The following is a 14292-nucleotide window of genomic DNA, read 5'->3' as shown; positions in this document are numbered from 1 at the left end:
TTTTACGTATTTATCAGTTTTACAACCCTTTTTAGTATCCTAAAAACCTCTTTTAAAAATTAAGATAACTGTTTCTTTTTGTCGATGCAATTAAACCTTTCATCGTATTGAATGTCAAAATGATGAATTGATAGATTAATTTTAAATGCTAAACAAACATACGATTATGAAATACTTTATCCCCACTTTAATGAGCATCTCATTTTTATTAACTGCTTGCGGAAGCGACAATACCAATACCATTGTTAGTGATAATACTGATGATGGTGATGCTACTACTACACCTTGTACTAAAATAATTAATGTTGATACCTCTCGTGGGGACTGTAATGAAACATTGAGTTTTAATCCTTTGTTCACTATGTCTAGTGCCAATGATATTAGAACTATTAAAACTAATAACATTCCTGCACATAAAGTTGGAAAGTTTGGCGCAGGACAAGGAAGTTTAAATCCGCATGCTATTGCACCGTTAGATATTACCTATAATATTGATCTTACTCCTGCTACCAATACCAATTTTACTTCGTTGTTAAGAGATAGTGGTGGTATTGCTTATTCTTTTGGCGTTTTATTAAACGGTATTGAATTAGATCCGGTGGCTGCGGAACCATGGCCACATTCTGATTTAAAAGGAGCTGATCCAAATGCTAACTGGAATTGGAATTTAGAAGCTTTAAATACGAATTTAGGATTGGATTGTAGCAATGCACACGTACAAAGTACCGGTCAATACCATCATCATGGTTCGCCTACTTTATACTTAGAAAGTTTAAATATTGATGCAACTACCATGACTTTGATTGGTTATGCTGCCGATGGTTTTCCTATTTACTATAAATATGCTTATACAGATGCTAATAATGCTAGTTCTGGTACAGCAATTATGACTTCTAGTTATCGTTTAAAAACGGGTGATCGCCCTGGTGATGGTGAGTCAGAACCTTGTGGAGCTTACACCGGTGTATACACTAACGATTACGAATATGTGCAAGGCTTAGGAACCTTAGATGAAGCTAACGGAAGAACAGGAGTTACGCCAGAATATCCAAGCGGAACTTACTATTATGTTGTTACTGATGAGTTTCCGAGTATACCAAGATATTTTAAAGGTACTCCTTCTCAGGACTTTAGAATTGGAGGATAATTTTTTTTTACTATATTTAAAGGTGCGATAATACCATATTTTTTTATGTATTATTGCAGCTTTAAAATACGATAGATTTCTCTTGATTACATTTTTTATTAAACAGTTCTCTATTATGAAAAAAACGTTTTTTGTTATCTTTTTCTTTTGCACTCTTTTTCAGAGTTTTGCACATGATGTAAGCAAAGTAAACTTTAAAATTGAAACATTAAGTGATCAAATTAAAGTTACTGTTGACTTGCCTTGGACTTTAAAAGATGCTTTGGAAACGTATGATGCTTCTTTAAAAGAAGACAAGAGTAGAGAAAATTTTAATCGAGTTTTAAAAAACTATGTAGCTACTCATTTTATATTGTGGTCTACAGCAAACGAGAAAATTCCTTTAAAAAGTGTAGCAACAGCTCCTGTTGGTGATAAACATATACACGGAGCTTATTTTAATTTCTTTTTTGAATTGGATGATATTGGCAGAATTGAAAATACTTTTTTATTTGAAACCAACCAATCACAACACAACAAAAACCAAATTAAATTAAATGATACTTGGTTTTGTTTTGAAACAAGCACTGCTAAGAAAAATATTCAGCTTTGTTCTTCTAAAAACCTAAATACAAAATCTATTGTATTGGCTATTGTTTTTATCGTTTTTACTTCTTCTGCTATTTATTTTCGTTTTTTTAATTTAGGTAATCGTTCTTAATAAAAAAGACTAAAAATTATCCTACAATAATTCTTTTTTCTTTCTTTGTAAAAGAAAAGAAGATATGATTGTTATGATATTTATGTTTCAATGCAGTTCATCTGAAAATACCATCTCAGCATATTTCTTATTTAATTAACCAAATTGATAAATTGTAAAATATGCAAAAGACCTTATGGTATATTTTTATAATCATCATATTTATTCGATGTACCGTTAAAAACACTTCTGATATTTATGTTGGTGGCTACAGAGTTCTTGATGAAGTAATTCCTTATCCATACATTATAAAAAAGAGTAACGATAGTGTTATGCTTTATAACACAAAGGGAAAATTGTTAGACGCAAAAAAACTAGATTCAATTACTAAAAAAGACACCTTAAAAATCCACAATAAAGCTTATTTAATTAATTCAAAAAAAAGTGATTACTTAGAAGTTTTTGATCTTTCTGATACTATCAATTTCCCGAGATTTAGAAATGAAGAAAAATCTCCAGCTGTTTATAACTTTTGCGCTTATTTTTTTAAGACCGAAAAAACTAAACAAACTTTAAACCTTAGTAAGGTAGAAAAACTATTAAAAACAAAAGTTTGGAAATATACTTTTAAAGCAGATGAAAATTACAATCCTAATGAGGACCTAGATATAGAGAAATATCTTCTTTTTGAAAATGAAAAAGCGATTGAATTAACTAATTATTATTTCAATAATGAAAAAATAACTTCGCAACACAGAGAGTATGTATATAAATTAAGCAAAATTGATAATCGTATATTCTTATCTTTTATTAAAACTGATAAGAATCCTCAACCTATTTTTCAAGTTACTGCTGTTACTAATTCAGAAATTACATTACGTGATTTTTCATCAGCTAAGTATAAAGGTAAAACTATAAAATTATCAGCTACTACTAAAAATGATACTGATTTTTCTGATTTAATTTCTAGAAGTACATATTTTGAAAACTGCTTTGATGGTTTTCAAGGACAATACTATCACGAGAGTATTACATACAATAAAGGAAATGAATTTATATTAAATTATGTAGTTAAAGATATTCCTGAAATCACAAATGAACCTGACGGATATGTTATTGTTCACTTTAATATTAATTGCAAAAAAGAAATTGGTAACCTCGGTTTAATTCAAATGGATACTGATTATCAAAAAACAACTTTTTCTGTTGATTTAATTAAACACATTATACATAAAATAACTACATTAAAAGATTGGCCTAATACAGAAGATTCTATAAACAAAAGTTATAAAGATGTTCACGCTTTCTTAATGTTTAAGATTGAAAACAATAAAATTACAGATTTATGTCCGTAAAATACTGCTTCCTATTACTTACAATATTGTTAACGAATTGTAAACAAACAAACACTTCTATAAATTTAACTAAAGAAGAGAAAGATTCTATCGCTAAAAAATTAGATAAATATTCAACTTATTTTTATCAACCTTCAGATATTCATAGAACTTATAAAGACTCAGCTATAATGTACACACCAGCTAAAGTTAACTATATTCAAAGGTTGTCATATTCTTATAAAAAAGTAGGTGATCATATTAAAGCTATGGAAATATTGAACAAAGCTGTGAATATTGATTTAAAAAACAATAAACCAGATGCATTGCAATACAGAGCCTGGTCTTTACTATATTTTTACAGAGATTATATAAAAACTATTAAAGATGTTGAGCTTGTAGAAAAGATAACCAAAGAACCTTACAATCCTTGTTGGGGAGAACCTTGTGGTCTTATAAAAGGACAAGCATTATATAAGTTAGGTAAATTTGATGAAGCTATTCAAACTTTTAAAAGAGTTAATGAAGAGGAAGAAAAATTAAACTTAAAACCAGAAGGAAACCACTTAATCTTCTTTTATATTGGAAGATGTTATACTGAGAAAAAAGATTACGACAAAGCCATAGAGAATTTCATTAAAGCTTCAAAAGCTTCAAGTGACTTATTTCCTGAAACCGATTATCAATTAGGGCTTATCTATAAAGCAATGGGTAATTTAAAAAAGGCTAAAGAATACTTATTAAGAGCACAAAAAATTCAAGATTACAAACTTCAAGAACCGTACATTGAACGTTTTGATGAAGTTTTTCCGTACATGATAAAAAATGCTTTAGATAGTTTATAGTTTTTTTGAATATTTTTGCAAGGTGAAAAAAATTCTACTTTTATCTGATACGCATAGTTATATTGACGATCAAATTTTAAAATTTGTAAAGCAAGCCGATGAAGTTTGGCATGCTGGTGATATTGGTGATTTAAAGGTGACTGATACCATTAAAAAATTAAAACCTTTACGTGCTGTTTACGGAAATATTGATGATACAGAAGCTAGAATTGAGTTTTTGTTAGATGAATATTTTGAAGTTGAAGGCGTTACTGTTTGGATGACTCATATTGGTGGTTATCCTAACAAATACAAACCTCGTGTGTATAACGAACTTAAAAAACACAAACCAAAATTATTTATTTGTGGTCATTCGCATATTTTAAAAATACAGTTTGATAAAAGTTTGAATCTTTTACATATAAATCCGGGTGCAGCAGGTAAGCACGGATTTCATAAAGTACGCACCATGGTACGTTTTGAAATTGATAAAGGGAATGTTGGAAATATGGAGGTAATTGAATTGGCTAAGCGATAACCATTTTTGTTTTTTCTACAATAGGAATATTCATCGTGGCTTTGGTTCCTTTGCCTATTTCACTTTCTATTACAAAATAACCTTTCATAATATGAATACGTGCTTTAATATGGTTTAAACCAATACCTTTTTGAGTTTCTAATTTATTTTTAGTTTCAAATCCGTCACCATCATCTTTTACTATAATATTTAATTTTCCGTCTTCTTCTTCCATCATAATATATGCATTACTAGCATTACTGTGCTTTAATACATTATTTAACAACTCTTGAATAATATTGAAAATTTTTAATTCGTAAGCTTCTGAATATCGATGTAAATTATCTACTACGGTATAAATTTTAATGCTTGAATTAGAAAACTTTTTTGCTAAATCTTTTACCGCATATTCTAAACCAAACTTTAATAAAACAGAGGATATTAAATTGTGCGATAAGTCTCTAATTTTTTGAGAAGCCTCTGCAATTATTTGTCTTGTTTTTTCCAACTCCATAGGCGCACTGCCATCATATTGCTTTTGACTTGCTTGTAAATGTAAACTAGCCGATGATAACAAAGCGCTTACATTATCGTGTAAAATTTCTGCAATTTCTTTTCGTTCTGTTTCTTTACCATCAATGGTAGCATTTAATATTTTAACCTGTGTTTGCGATTTTAAACGCTCTAATTTACGTTGTTGTTGCAACTCATTTTGAGATAACTGCAAACTTAAACTGCGCTGACGTAGTTTGAATAAGTTAGCCAAAAATAATAGTAGTAAAGACACTGCGACTCCTATTCCTCCTATAATCCATGTTTTACGTTCTAATGTTTCTCGTTTATCTCTTTCTGCTCTTTGGATTTTTTCTACATCATTTTCAGCTTTAATTTGAGCTAACTCCTGTGTAAGAGCTTCTTCTTTTAGATTATCTCTAATCTCATAAGACTTATATAAATAATCATAAGCAGTAAAATCTTCTAAATTATATAATGCCCAAGCTAAATTATCATATAATAACTCTTTATTTCTCTTAGCTTTTAACGAACTATCCTTCTTAAGAAAACTCAACCCTTTATTGTAAAAATCTTTAGCGTTTTTATACTCATTTCTTTCCATGTAAATAGACCCTAAATTGGAATACTGGATAGATAAATCTAAATTATTTCTTAATGAAGTATGTAGTTCAATCGCTTTATTTGTGTAAAATTCACCTTTATCTAAACTATCTTTTCTTATATAGATACTTCCTAAATTTGAATAAGCTTTTCCTTTAAAATTATTAATTGCATCAGTGATATTATCTATATCTATGATTTTATTGTAATAATATTCAGCACTATCGATTTGCTTTAAAAACTTAAAACTTCTAGATAATGTAAAAAAAGTCTCTGCTGTTAGTAAATCTGTTTCATTATGACTCCCAAATTCAGTTCTTTTTATAGAAGCCAGTAAAACTTTAGCTCTATTTAAATATTTATGAGGAAATATGAAATCATTCTTTTTAATAATATCTTCAAAATCAATAACCTTATTTTGCTCCTCCAATAATATCCTAGCAATCAATAAATTAATTTTTATTTTTAATGCTTTATCTGAAATATCTATTTCTGAATAAGGTAAAATCTTCTTTAAAGCTCTTGCATATTTATCTCCTTTAAAAAGAATAACTGCTTTTTCATAAGCTGTCGAAGGAGAATCATTTTGTTGCTCTTCATAGAAAACAGCTAAAGCCGAGTAATTAAACTCAGCTCTAGCTTTCAAACATAAAAATATAAAAACAAGGGAAACTATATAATTTTTAATATTGTTCACGCATTTCTTTATTTGCTTAATAAACATAGCTTACATCACCTATTCTAGGTCTGCTATGAAGTCTATAACTAACTTCTTGATTTAATGACTTAGATTGTGATTCATACTTGATATAGTTTACAAAATCTATTTTTAAAGGTAAGCCAGCTATTCTCTTATAAACTTTAGTAAAAGTTGTACCTGTTGATAAACCTTCTTTTAAATGTACCTCGTAAATGTTTTCTTCGTCGTTGTAATCAAAAACAACATTAATACCTTCTTTAACTTTAAAATCTAAAATGTATTCATCTTCATTTAAGTTTTCAAGGCTATATTCAGTTAAAAAAGCAGAATTTTCTGAATTTTTATTCATTACAATCATCTCATCTTCAACTGTAATGCTTCTTCTTTGTTGGTTATTTTCAAAAACCTCTATGTTAATCTTATTGTTTTCTAATTCAAGATTGTTAGATGCTTTTTTTGAAGCTGTTGCATTTCCTTCAAAAACATATACTCCATTAGTATTGTTAGAAATATCTTTATTAGTTTCTGAATAAGCACCTTCTGCTACGTTATAATCAATAGAGTATTTACCTTGAGCATCTCTACTAATTTTATAAGATTTAAATAAGTTTTCGTTTTCAGGATTAGTTGTTGTGCTTTCTTCGTTAGAACATGATATTAAAGTAGACACTAATAATGTTAGGGGGAATATATATTTTTTTATCATAATGCTGTAAATTAAAGTGTAAAAATTCATTAAATATAATGAAGCATTTACCGGGGGAATTAAATTTATGATATTTTATTAAAAAAATGTAGGGCTTGACAGGTTTTACTGGTAATATAGCTCTTGAGGGGGGGGGAACATATATAAGGACGGGGAACCTCTATATTAAAATTGAAGGGAGGTTGATTAGACTATATTGTTCTTAACGGCGTAAATTGCCAAACCTACTACATTTTTTACTTTTAATTTCTTATATAAATTTCTTCTGTGTGTTTCTATTGTTTTACTTGTTAAACCCAACTTTTCTCCTATTTGAGAAGTACTTAACTCTTGGGTAATTAGTTTTAGTACCTCTATCTCTCTTTCAGTCAAAGGCTCACTATTCGCACTACTTTTAATCGCTTCTTCAGTTTTAGATTCATTTATGTATAAATCAAACAAACTGCTTTTTATATCTTCACTATAATACTTTTCTCCTCGATGCACTGCCTTAATCGCTTCGATAATATGCTCACTTGCTTCACCCTTTTCTATAAAACCGTCTGCTCCTAGAGCCACCATTTCTTGAACTATTTTTGGATCGCTTAAACCAGAAAGTATAATTGTTTTTTGTTTAACATTTCTATTTTTAAATGTTTTTAAAACACCTATACCATCTAACTCTGGCATATTAATATCGAGAATTAAAACATCTGCCCTGTTCTCTTTAAACCACTTAACAACTTCTTTACCAGTTAATGAGTAGCCTACGAACTTGATTCTCTCTTCTGTATTTATTAGTGCTGAAATTCCGTCGATTAATATCTTGTGGTCATCAGCTATATGAACTTTGATTTCTTTTATCATTATTACATGTACAAATTTATAAGGTTACTTCGTTTCTGCCAAATCACAAACACCCTGAAAACAGCCTAAGGGTTTACCCTGAACATCTAAGGGAAAACCCTTAGAAAGGCTCTAAGGGTATTCCCTTAGATGACTTTTATAAAACGTTGATTACCAGTTTTTTATTTCAAATAAAAAAACCGAGAAATCTTCTCGGTTTTTATCGCACTAAATATACTAAGATGTAAGGTTTATCGTAATCTGTCCACAGATTTTACAAGATCTTCGTCCTTTTTAATGGCTTTGTTTGCTAAAACTAGCAATACAATTGAAACAACAGGCACGAACATCCCAATACCTTTCTCAGAAACCGAAGCTTCTCCAGATAACGTTAGTGAAAGATATACCAACACTCCTAATAAAAAAAGATTTGTCAAAATATTAAGGCGTCCCATCACAAACTGTAACTTTCTATTATTAAATAAAAAGATACCTATTAATGATAACGCGGCAGATAAGAAAAAAAGTATAGGAATTATTTTTTCTACTATAGTAGGTGATGATAAAAGGTTCATCGAAAAAACAACTTCCTTAGCCGTACTCCATAAACTCAATACAAAAGTTAAACCGCCAGAAATGGCAGCTGCTAATAATAGATATATTGATTGAATTCTCTGTATCATTCTTTTTTCTTGGAAGGCAAATTTACATTTTCTTTTTTTAAAAAGAAACTTTGGTTATTAAAATATTTGTATATATTTGCTTCACGGAAACCTCACAAATCCTTAGTATTTGAATATTAAGGTATTCATTAAAAAATCTTAAGTTATATTTCCTTAATTTTTCACACACTTTATTTAAAAATAATATTCTAATGTTCGAAATCTCGGATTTAAAAGCAAAAAAATTAGTTGAATTACAAGAAATTGCGAAAGTAATTGGATTAAAGAAGACGAGTCAGTTAAAAAAACTAGACCTTATTTATAAAATTTTAGATGCACAAGCTGAAACTGGTAAAACAGAAAAAAGCGAACCAAAAGAAGCACCTAAAGCTACAAAGCCAAAAGCAGCTACTACTAAAGAATCTACCGAAAAGGCTACTGAAAATAAAACTGCTGAACCTAAAGCTGAAAAGCCTAAAAGAAGACGTATTAGTAAAACTGGTGAAAAAACTACTGAAAAAACTGCTGCTACAACTAATAACGCAACTGCTGAAAAAAAGCCGCAAGAACAAAATAATTCTTCTCAGAATAATAGTAGAGCGCAAGAAAACAAATCTCAAGAGAATAGATCTCAAGAAAATAATAGACCTTCTAATAATAATAACAACCAAAATAGAGGGAAAAAGAATGCTGATCAGCGTGATGACCATAAAAAAAATCATCAAAACAATAATAGAAATCAGCAAAATAACAGAAACAACAATCAGCAGAACAATAGAAACAATAATAAAAACAATAACAAAAACCAACCTGCAAAGCATAAAAGTGGTAACCGTTATCGTGATCCTGATTTTGAATTTGACGGAATTATTGAAAGTGAAGGAGTACTAGAAATGATGCCTGATGGGTATGGTTTTTTACGTTCTTCTGACTATAACTATTTATCTTCTCCTGATGATATATATGTATCACAATCTCAAATTAAGTTATTTGGATTAAAAACTGGTGATACAGTAAGAGGAAATGTACGTCCGCCAAAAGAGGGTGAAAAGTATTTTCCATTAATTAGAGTTTCAAAAATTAACGGTTTAAATCCTAACATTGTTAGAGACCGTGTATCTTTTGAACATTTAACGCCTTTATTTGCTGAAGAGCGTTTTAACTTAGCACAAAAAGGAAGTTCTTTATCTACAAGAATAATTGATTTATTCTCTCCTATTGGTAAAGGACAACGTGGTATGATTGTAGCACAACCAAAAACGGGTAAAACCATGTTATTGAAAGATGTTGCAAATGCAATTGCTGCCAATCATCCAGAAGTATATCAAATTGTATTATTAATAGACGAACGTCCGGAGGAAGTTACCGACATGCAACGTAGTGTTAGAGGTGAAGTTGTGGCTTCTACTTTTGACGAGCCTGCTGATAAGCATGTACGTGTTGCAAATATTGTGTTAGAAAAAGCAAAGCGTTTAGTAGAATGTGGACATGATGTAGTTATCTTATTAGATTCTATTACTCGTTTAGCTCGTGCTTACAACACTGTGGCACCTGCTTCTGGTAAAATTTTATCGGGTGGTATTGATGCGAATGCATTACACAAACCTAAGCGTTTCTTTGGTGCGGCACGTAACATTGAAAATGGTGGTTCGTTAACTATTATTGCTACTGCACTTACAGAAACAGGATCAAAAATGGACGAAGTTATTTTTGAAGAATTTAAAGGTACTGGTAATATGGAGCTTCAATTAGAGCGTAATATTGCTAACCGTAGAATTTATCCTGCTATTGATTTAATTAAATCGAGTACACGTAGAGACGACTTATTATTAGACCCTAAAACGGTACAACGTATGTGGGTATTACGTAAATATTTAGCTGATATGAATCCTATTGAAGCAATGGAGTTTATTCAGCAAAGAATTAAAACCTCTATTAACAACGAAGAGTTTTTAATTTCTATGAACGGTTAAGGCAAACAACTAACCAAACTTTAACTTGCATAAAAAAAAGAGGGAATTTTTAAAATTCCCTCTTTTTATTTTTAGTAAAGATTAAAAAATCTTTAGTCTTATTTTCTAGCTTTGATTTCGAAAGATAATCCTAATAAATCGTTGATTGCTTTATCTTTTAAACCTTCGAAAAACTTACCTGAAGCATACTGTACTCCAAAATCAGTTCTATCAATGTTAAATGGCTCACTTTTAAAAGTAATGTCATTTCCGTTTTCTGTTAAAGTAGCAGGAATAGTAATACTTTTAGTTACATCTTTAAGTGTTAAGTTACCAGTAACGTAAAGCTTTCCTTCTTTTAATTCAGAACTAGCGATTTCAAACTTAGCTGTTGGAAACTTTGCTACATCAAAAAAGTCAGCAGCCTTTAAGTGTCCTTCTAATTTAGCTTTACCTTTATCTTCAGTTAAATCTAAACAATTGATACTGTTCATATCAATTACAAACATTCCAGCCTTGATAATTCCGTTTTCTACGTCAAATAATCCTTTCTCTAACTTAAGATCTCCGTTGTGTCCTTCTCCTACTGGGTGAGCACCTTTCCAAGAAATTGCAGATTCAGCGATGTTTACATTGTAAGAATTGATTGGGTTTGTTACCTTCTCTTCAATCTTAACTTCGTCTTTAACTTCTACTTTCTTTTCTGACTTACAAGAAGCGAACATCATTGATACTACTGCAAGTGATAAAATTAGTTTTTTCATTATGTATAGTTTTTAGGATATTTATTTTTCCATTCCAAAGATATCTATTTTTTTCTCTTAAAACTATTTTTTGTCCTTTGTATCTATAACAATAGTAACTGGTCCGTCATTTAATAAAGCTACTTTCATATCGGCTCCAAACTGACCTGTTTGTACTTTTTTATCTAGCTTAAGTTCAAATTCTTTTACAAACTTTTCATACATAGGAATGGCAAAATCAGGTTTTGATGCTTTAATATAACTAGGTCTACTCCCCTTTTTTGTTGAAGCATGTAATGTAAATTGGCTTACTACTATTGCTTCGCCATTAATATCTAGCAATGATTTATTCATTACTCCATCCTCATCATTAAAAATTCTAAGGTTTGCTATTTTATTTGTTAACCAAGTAATATCTTCATTTGTATCAGCATCTTCAATACCTACCAATATTAATAAACCTGTTGCTATATTGGCTACCTTTTCATTATTAATAGTAACATTAGCTTCTGTAACTCTTTGAATAACTGTTCTCATGTACTTATTGCCTTCCAGATAAAATATCTGTTCTGTAGTTTTCTTCTTCTCCTTCTAATATTTGTAAATAACTCTTATAACGCGACCATGAAATTTCTTCATTTTCTAAAGCATCTTTAACCGCACATTTTGGTTCGTTTATATGAATACAATTGTTAAACTTGCAATGCTCTTTTAAAGCAAAAAACTCAGGAAAATAATCGCCCAACTCATATTTGTCCATATCAACCACTCCAAAACCTTTAATTCCAGGGGTATCAATAATTTTAGCTCCGAAACTTAAATCAAACATTTCTGCAAAAGTAGTTGTGTGCTGCCCTTGCTTGTGTTGTTCAGAAATTTCTTTGGTTCTCAAATTCAATTCAGGCTCTATACAATTAACTAATGTAGTTTTTCCTACTCCAGAATGACCAGAAAACATACAGGTTTTACCAACCATCATTTCTTTAATCACCTCTACATTTTTCCCTGTAGTTGCTGAAGTTTCTATACAAGTATACCCAATTGGTTCATATATATCTTTTAAGTATAAAATTTCAGCTCTTTCTTCAATACTATAAGTATCTATTTTATTAAAAACCAATACTGCTTTTATAGAATACGCTTCAGCCGTAGCTAAAAAACGGTCGATAAACGTGGTAAATGTTGGTGGATTGTTAATGGTAATTAGTAAAAAAGCAATATCGATATTAGAAGCTATAATATGTGTTTGCTTTGAAAGATTTACTGATTTTCTTACAATATAGTTTTTACGATCAAAAATGGTAGTAATAATTCCTGTTTCTTCATCACTCTTTGTTTCTAGATGAAACTCTACACGATCACCAACTGCAATAGGATTTGTACTTTTAATTCCTTTAATTCTAAATTTTCCTTGAATTCTACATTTATAAAGTTCTCCTTCATCTGTCTTTACCCAATACCAACTTCCAGTTGATTTATATACTATACCAATCATATAACAAATATCAGAATAAAAATTGATTGTTTACGATTTATACAGAAGCTTAATTAAAGTTTTACAAACAATGTTAATAAAACTTTTTTTGGCACGCTTGTTGGTTAGTTTGCATACAATTACAAAACATATAACTTAAATAACTATGAGATATTTAGCTACTTTACTATTAACTATGATTTTTTTTATTGCTAACGCTCAAACTAACTTATATGAAAACCCTGAGTTTGATAAAATAGCAAAAGAACACAAAAAAATTGCCATTTTACCTTTTAAAGCACAAGTTAAATTACGTAAAAAACAGATGAGAGAAATGACTTCTGAGGATTTACATAAACTTGAATTAAATGAAGGTAAAAGTATTCAAACAGCAATGTACTCTTGGTTTTTAAAACGTAAAAAAAGAGGTAAATTAAAAACTATTGAGGTACAAGACCCTAATAAAACTACTGCTCTATTAAGGAAAAATGAAATTGATCAAGAAACTTTAATTGAATATACTACCGAAGAATTAGCTGAAATTCTTGGTGTTGATGCTATTATTTCTGGTGATTATAAAACAGATAAACCAATGTCTGAAGGTGCTTCTGCCGCTTTGGGTATCCTTATAGGTTTTTGGGGGTCTACTAATACCGCTACAATTAATATGTCGGTTCATAATGGTATTGATGGGGTTCTTCTATGGAATTATAACAAAAAAGTTAGAGGTAGTCTTGGTTCTTCTCCTGATGATTTAATTAATCGATTAATGAGAAAAGCTTCTAGAAGATTATCTTACACTAAAAAGAAATAAAAAAAGCGCCTTTGGGCGCTTTTCTTTTATGCATTTAAATCTTGTATTTTTTTAGCTATACTTCCTCTTTCTCCCAATCGTATGATTCCGAAAATAACAGAAACAATAACTCCTGAATCTGTAATTAAACTTGCTATTTTGGCTACGCTTTCATCTCTTTTTTGAATAACATTCGCAACATTACTTGGTTTAGTATTTGCTAATTTAACTGCAAAATCCCAAGCTCCATCTCTGGCAATTTCCATACTAAAATCTACCAGAAAATCATCTACTTTACGAGTGAACTTTAATATCTTTTTTAAAAAAGGCCAAATATCCGACAAATCGTTTTCTATATCTGCCACTAATGATGATAAAATTGTATTGATCTTATCAAAATCATTCTTCAAGTTTTCAATAGGCTTCCCTTCAGAAACCTCCGCAGCTGCAATACCTAAATCTAAATTGATATGCGCATTCATTCCTATTAATAAATGCTGTAAAACAATTGGCCAAAATTTTTCGGCTAACTCAAAAGCTTTTAACCAAGATACAGTAACTGTCTGTTGATTTTGATATTCATAGTAAGCTGTAATATATCTTTTAGCAAAGATGACATCCAACTTTTCCATTCTTGGTCCGTCATCAAAAAAATTATTTTCAATGCCTTCTTTTACTTTTAAAGTTACCTTTTTATACAAAGCTGCGAAGTAACCTAACGGACTTTCGTTTTGAATAGACTCTTGAATTATATCTTCTAATACATTAATAACATCATTGATAGTAGTAATAGTTTTCATTTGTTTGGAGTATTTAACAA

At 29.8% G+C, this 14292-nt stretch carries 15 protein-coding genes; 7 read left to right on the top strand and 8 right to left on the bottom strand.

Going from position 1 to position 14292, the window contains the following annotated elements; genetic code table 11:
* Nucleotides 1–166: 166 nt before the first annotated feature.
* From EYW44_RS03420 to EYW44_RS03400, 5 genes are all read left to right on the top strand, one after another.
* Nucleotides 167–1147, top strand: a complete 981-nt coding sequence (locus EYW44_RS03420) for a YHYH protein (RefSeq protein WP_165872146.1) — start codon at nt 167–169, stop codon at nt 1145–1147.
* A gap of 115 nt (nt 1148–1262) precedes the next feature.
* A complete protein-coding gene (locus tag EYW44_RS03415) occupies nt 1263–1847 on the top strand; it encodes a DUF6702 family protein (protein WP_132722260.1) in 585 nt (194 codons plus the stop codon).
* 161 nt (nt 1848–2008) lie between these two features.
* Nucleotides 2009–3181, top strand: a complete 1173-nt coding sequence (locus tag EYW44_RS03410) for a hypothetical protein (protein WP_132722259.1) — start codon at nt 2009–2011, stop codon at nt 3179–3181.
* Nucleotides 3172–4005 (top strand): tetratricopeptide repeat protein, encoded by an 834-nt coding sequence (locus EYW44_RS03405; RefSeq protein WP_132722258.1) that lies wholly within the window; start codon nt 3172–3174, stop codon nt 4003–4005. The genes EYW44_RS03410 and EYW44_RS03405 overlap by 10 nt, the downstream gene beginning before the upstream one ends.
* 22 nt (nt 4006–4027) lie before the next feature.
* Nucleotides 4028–4522 carry a metallophosphoesterase family protein gene (locus tag EYW44_RS03400; protein ID WP_132722257.1) on the top strand — a complete coding sequence of 165 codons (495 nt, stop codon included), beginning with the start codon at nt 4028–4030 and terminating at the stop codon, nt 4520–4522.
* Here EYW44_RS03400 and EYW44_RS03395 read toward each other — a convergent pair.
* From EYW44_RS03395 to EYW44_RS03380, 4 genes are all read right to left on the bottom strand, one after another.
* Nucleotides 4512–6263 carry a tetratricopeptide repeat-containing sensor histidine kinase gene (locus EYW44_RS03395; RefSeq protein ID WP_165872145.1) on the bottom strand — a complete coding sequence of 584 codons (1752 nt, stop codon included), beginning with the start codon at nt 6261–6263 and terminating at the stop codon, nt 4512–4514. The genes EYW44_RS03400 and EYW44_RS03395 overlap by 11 nt on opposite strands.
* Nucleotides 6264–6330: 67 nt before the next feature.
* Nucleotides 6331–7023 carry a hypothetical protein gene (locus tag EYW44_RS03390; RefSeq protein WP_132722255.1) on the bottom strand — a complete coding sequence of 231 codons (693 nt, stop codon included), beginning with the start codon at nt 7021–7023 and terminating at the stop codon, nt 6331–6333.
* Between the two features lie 186 nt (nt 7024–7209).
* A complete protein-coding gene (locus EYW44_RS03385) occupies nt 7210–7869 on the bottom strand; it encodes a response regulator (protein WP_132722254.1) in 660 nt (219 codons plus the stop codon).
* Nucleotides 7870–8099: 230 nt separating this feature from the next.
* The gene (locus EYW44_RS03380) at nt 8100–8531 is read right to left on the bottom strand and encodes a DUF4293 domain-containing protein (RefSeq protein ID WP_132722253.1); all 432 of its coding nucleotides are present in this window, start codon (nt 8529–8531) and stop codon (nt 8100–8102) included.
* A 191-nt stretch (nt 8532–8722) separates the two neighbouring features.
* On the opposite strand from EYW44_RS03380, the gene rho reads away from it, so the two are divergent.
* Nucleotides 8723–10483 carry a transcription termination factor Rho gene (gene rho, locus EYW44_RS03375; RefSeq protein WP_132722252.1) on the top strand — a complete coding sequence of 587 codons (1761 nt, stop codon included), beginning with the start codon at nt 8723–8725 and terminating at the stop codon, nt 10481–10483.
* Between the two features lie 98 nt (nt 10484–10581).
* Here the strand turns inward: rho and EYW44_RS03370 are convergent, their stop codons facing one another.
* The 3 genes from EYW44_RS03370 to rsgA form a co-directional block, all read right to left on the bottom strand.
* Nucleotides 10582–11226, bottom strand: a complete 645-nt coding sequence (locus EYW44_RS03370) for a YceI family protein (RefSeq protein ID WP_132722251.1) — start codon at nt 11224–11226, stop codon at nt 10582–10584.
* A 63-nt stretch (nt 11227–11289) separates the two neighbouring features.
* Nucleotides 11290–11742: a D-aminoacyl-tRNA deacylase gene (gene dtd / locus EYW44_RS03365; protein ID WP_132722250.1), complete on the bottom strand. Its 453-nt coding sequence runs from the start codon at nt 11740–11742 to the stop codon at nt 11290–11292.
* 4 nt (nt 11743–11746) lie between these two features.
* The gene (gene rsgA / locus EYW44_RS03360) at nt 11747–12700 is read right to left on the bottom strand and encodes a ribosome small subunit-dependent GTPase A (RefSeq protein WP_132722249.1); all 954 of its coding nucleotides are present in this window, start codon (nt 12698–12700) and stop codon (nt 11747–11749) included.
* Nucleotides 12701–12875: 175 nt separating this feature from the next.
* On the opposite strand from rsgA, the gene EYW44_RS03355 reads away from it, so the two are divergent.
* Nucleotides 12876–13493 carry a hypothetical protein gene (locus EYW44_RS03355; protein ID WP_243643599.1) on the top strand — a complete coding sequence of 206 codons (618 nt, stop codon included), beginning with the start codon at nt 12876–12878 and terminating at the stop codon, nt 13491–13493.
* Nucleotides 13494–13519: 26 nt separating this feature from the next.
* Here EYW44_RS03355 and EYW44_RS03350 read toward each other — a convergent pair whose 3' ends face one another.
* Nucleotides 13520–14272, bottom strand: a complete 753-nt coding sequence (locus EYW44_RS03350; protein WP_132722247.1) for a DUF5995 family protein — start codon at nt 14270–14272, stop codon at nt 13520–13522.
* Nucleotides 14273–14292 lie beyond the last annotated feature (20 nt).

The organism is Tenacibaculum sp. M341 (assembly GCF_004337695.1).
GTDB lineage: Bacteria > Bacteroidota > Bacteroidia > Flavobacteriales > Flavobacteriaceae > Polaribacter.
Note: the sequence above shows the minus strand (reverse complement) of the source record. Positions and strands in the feature narration are given on the sequence as shown.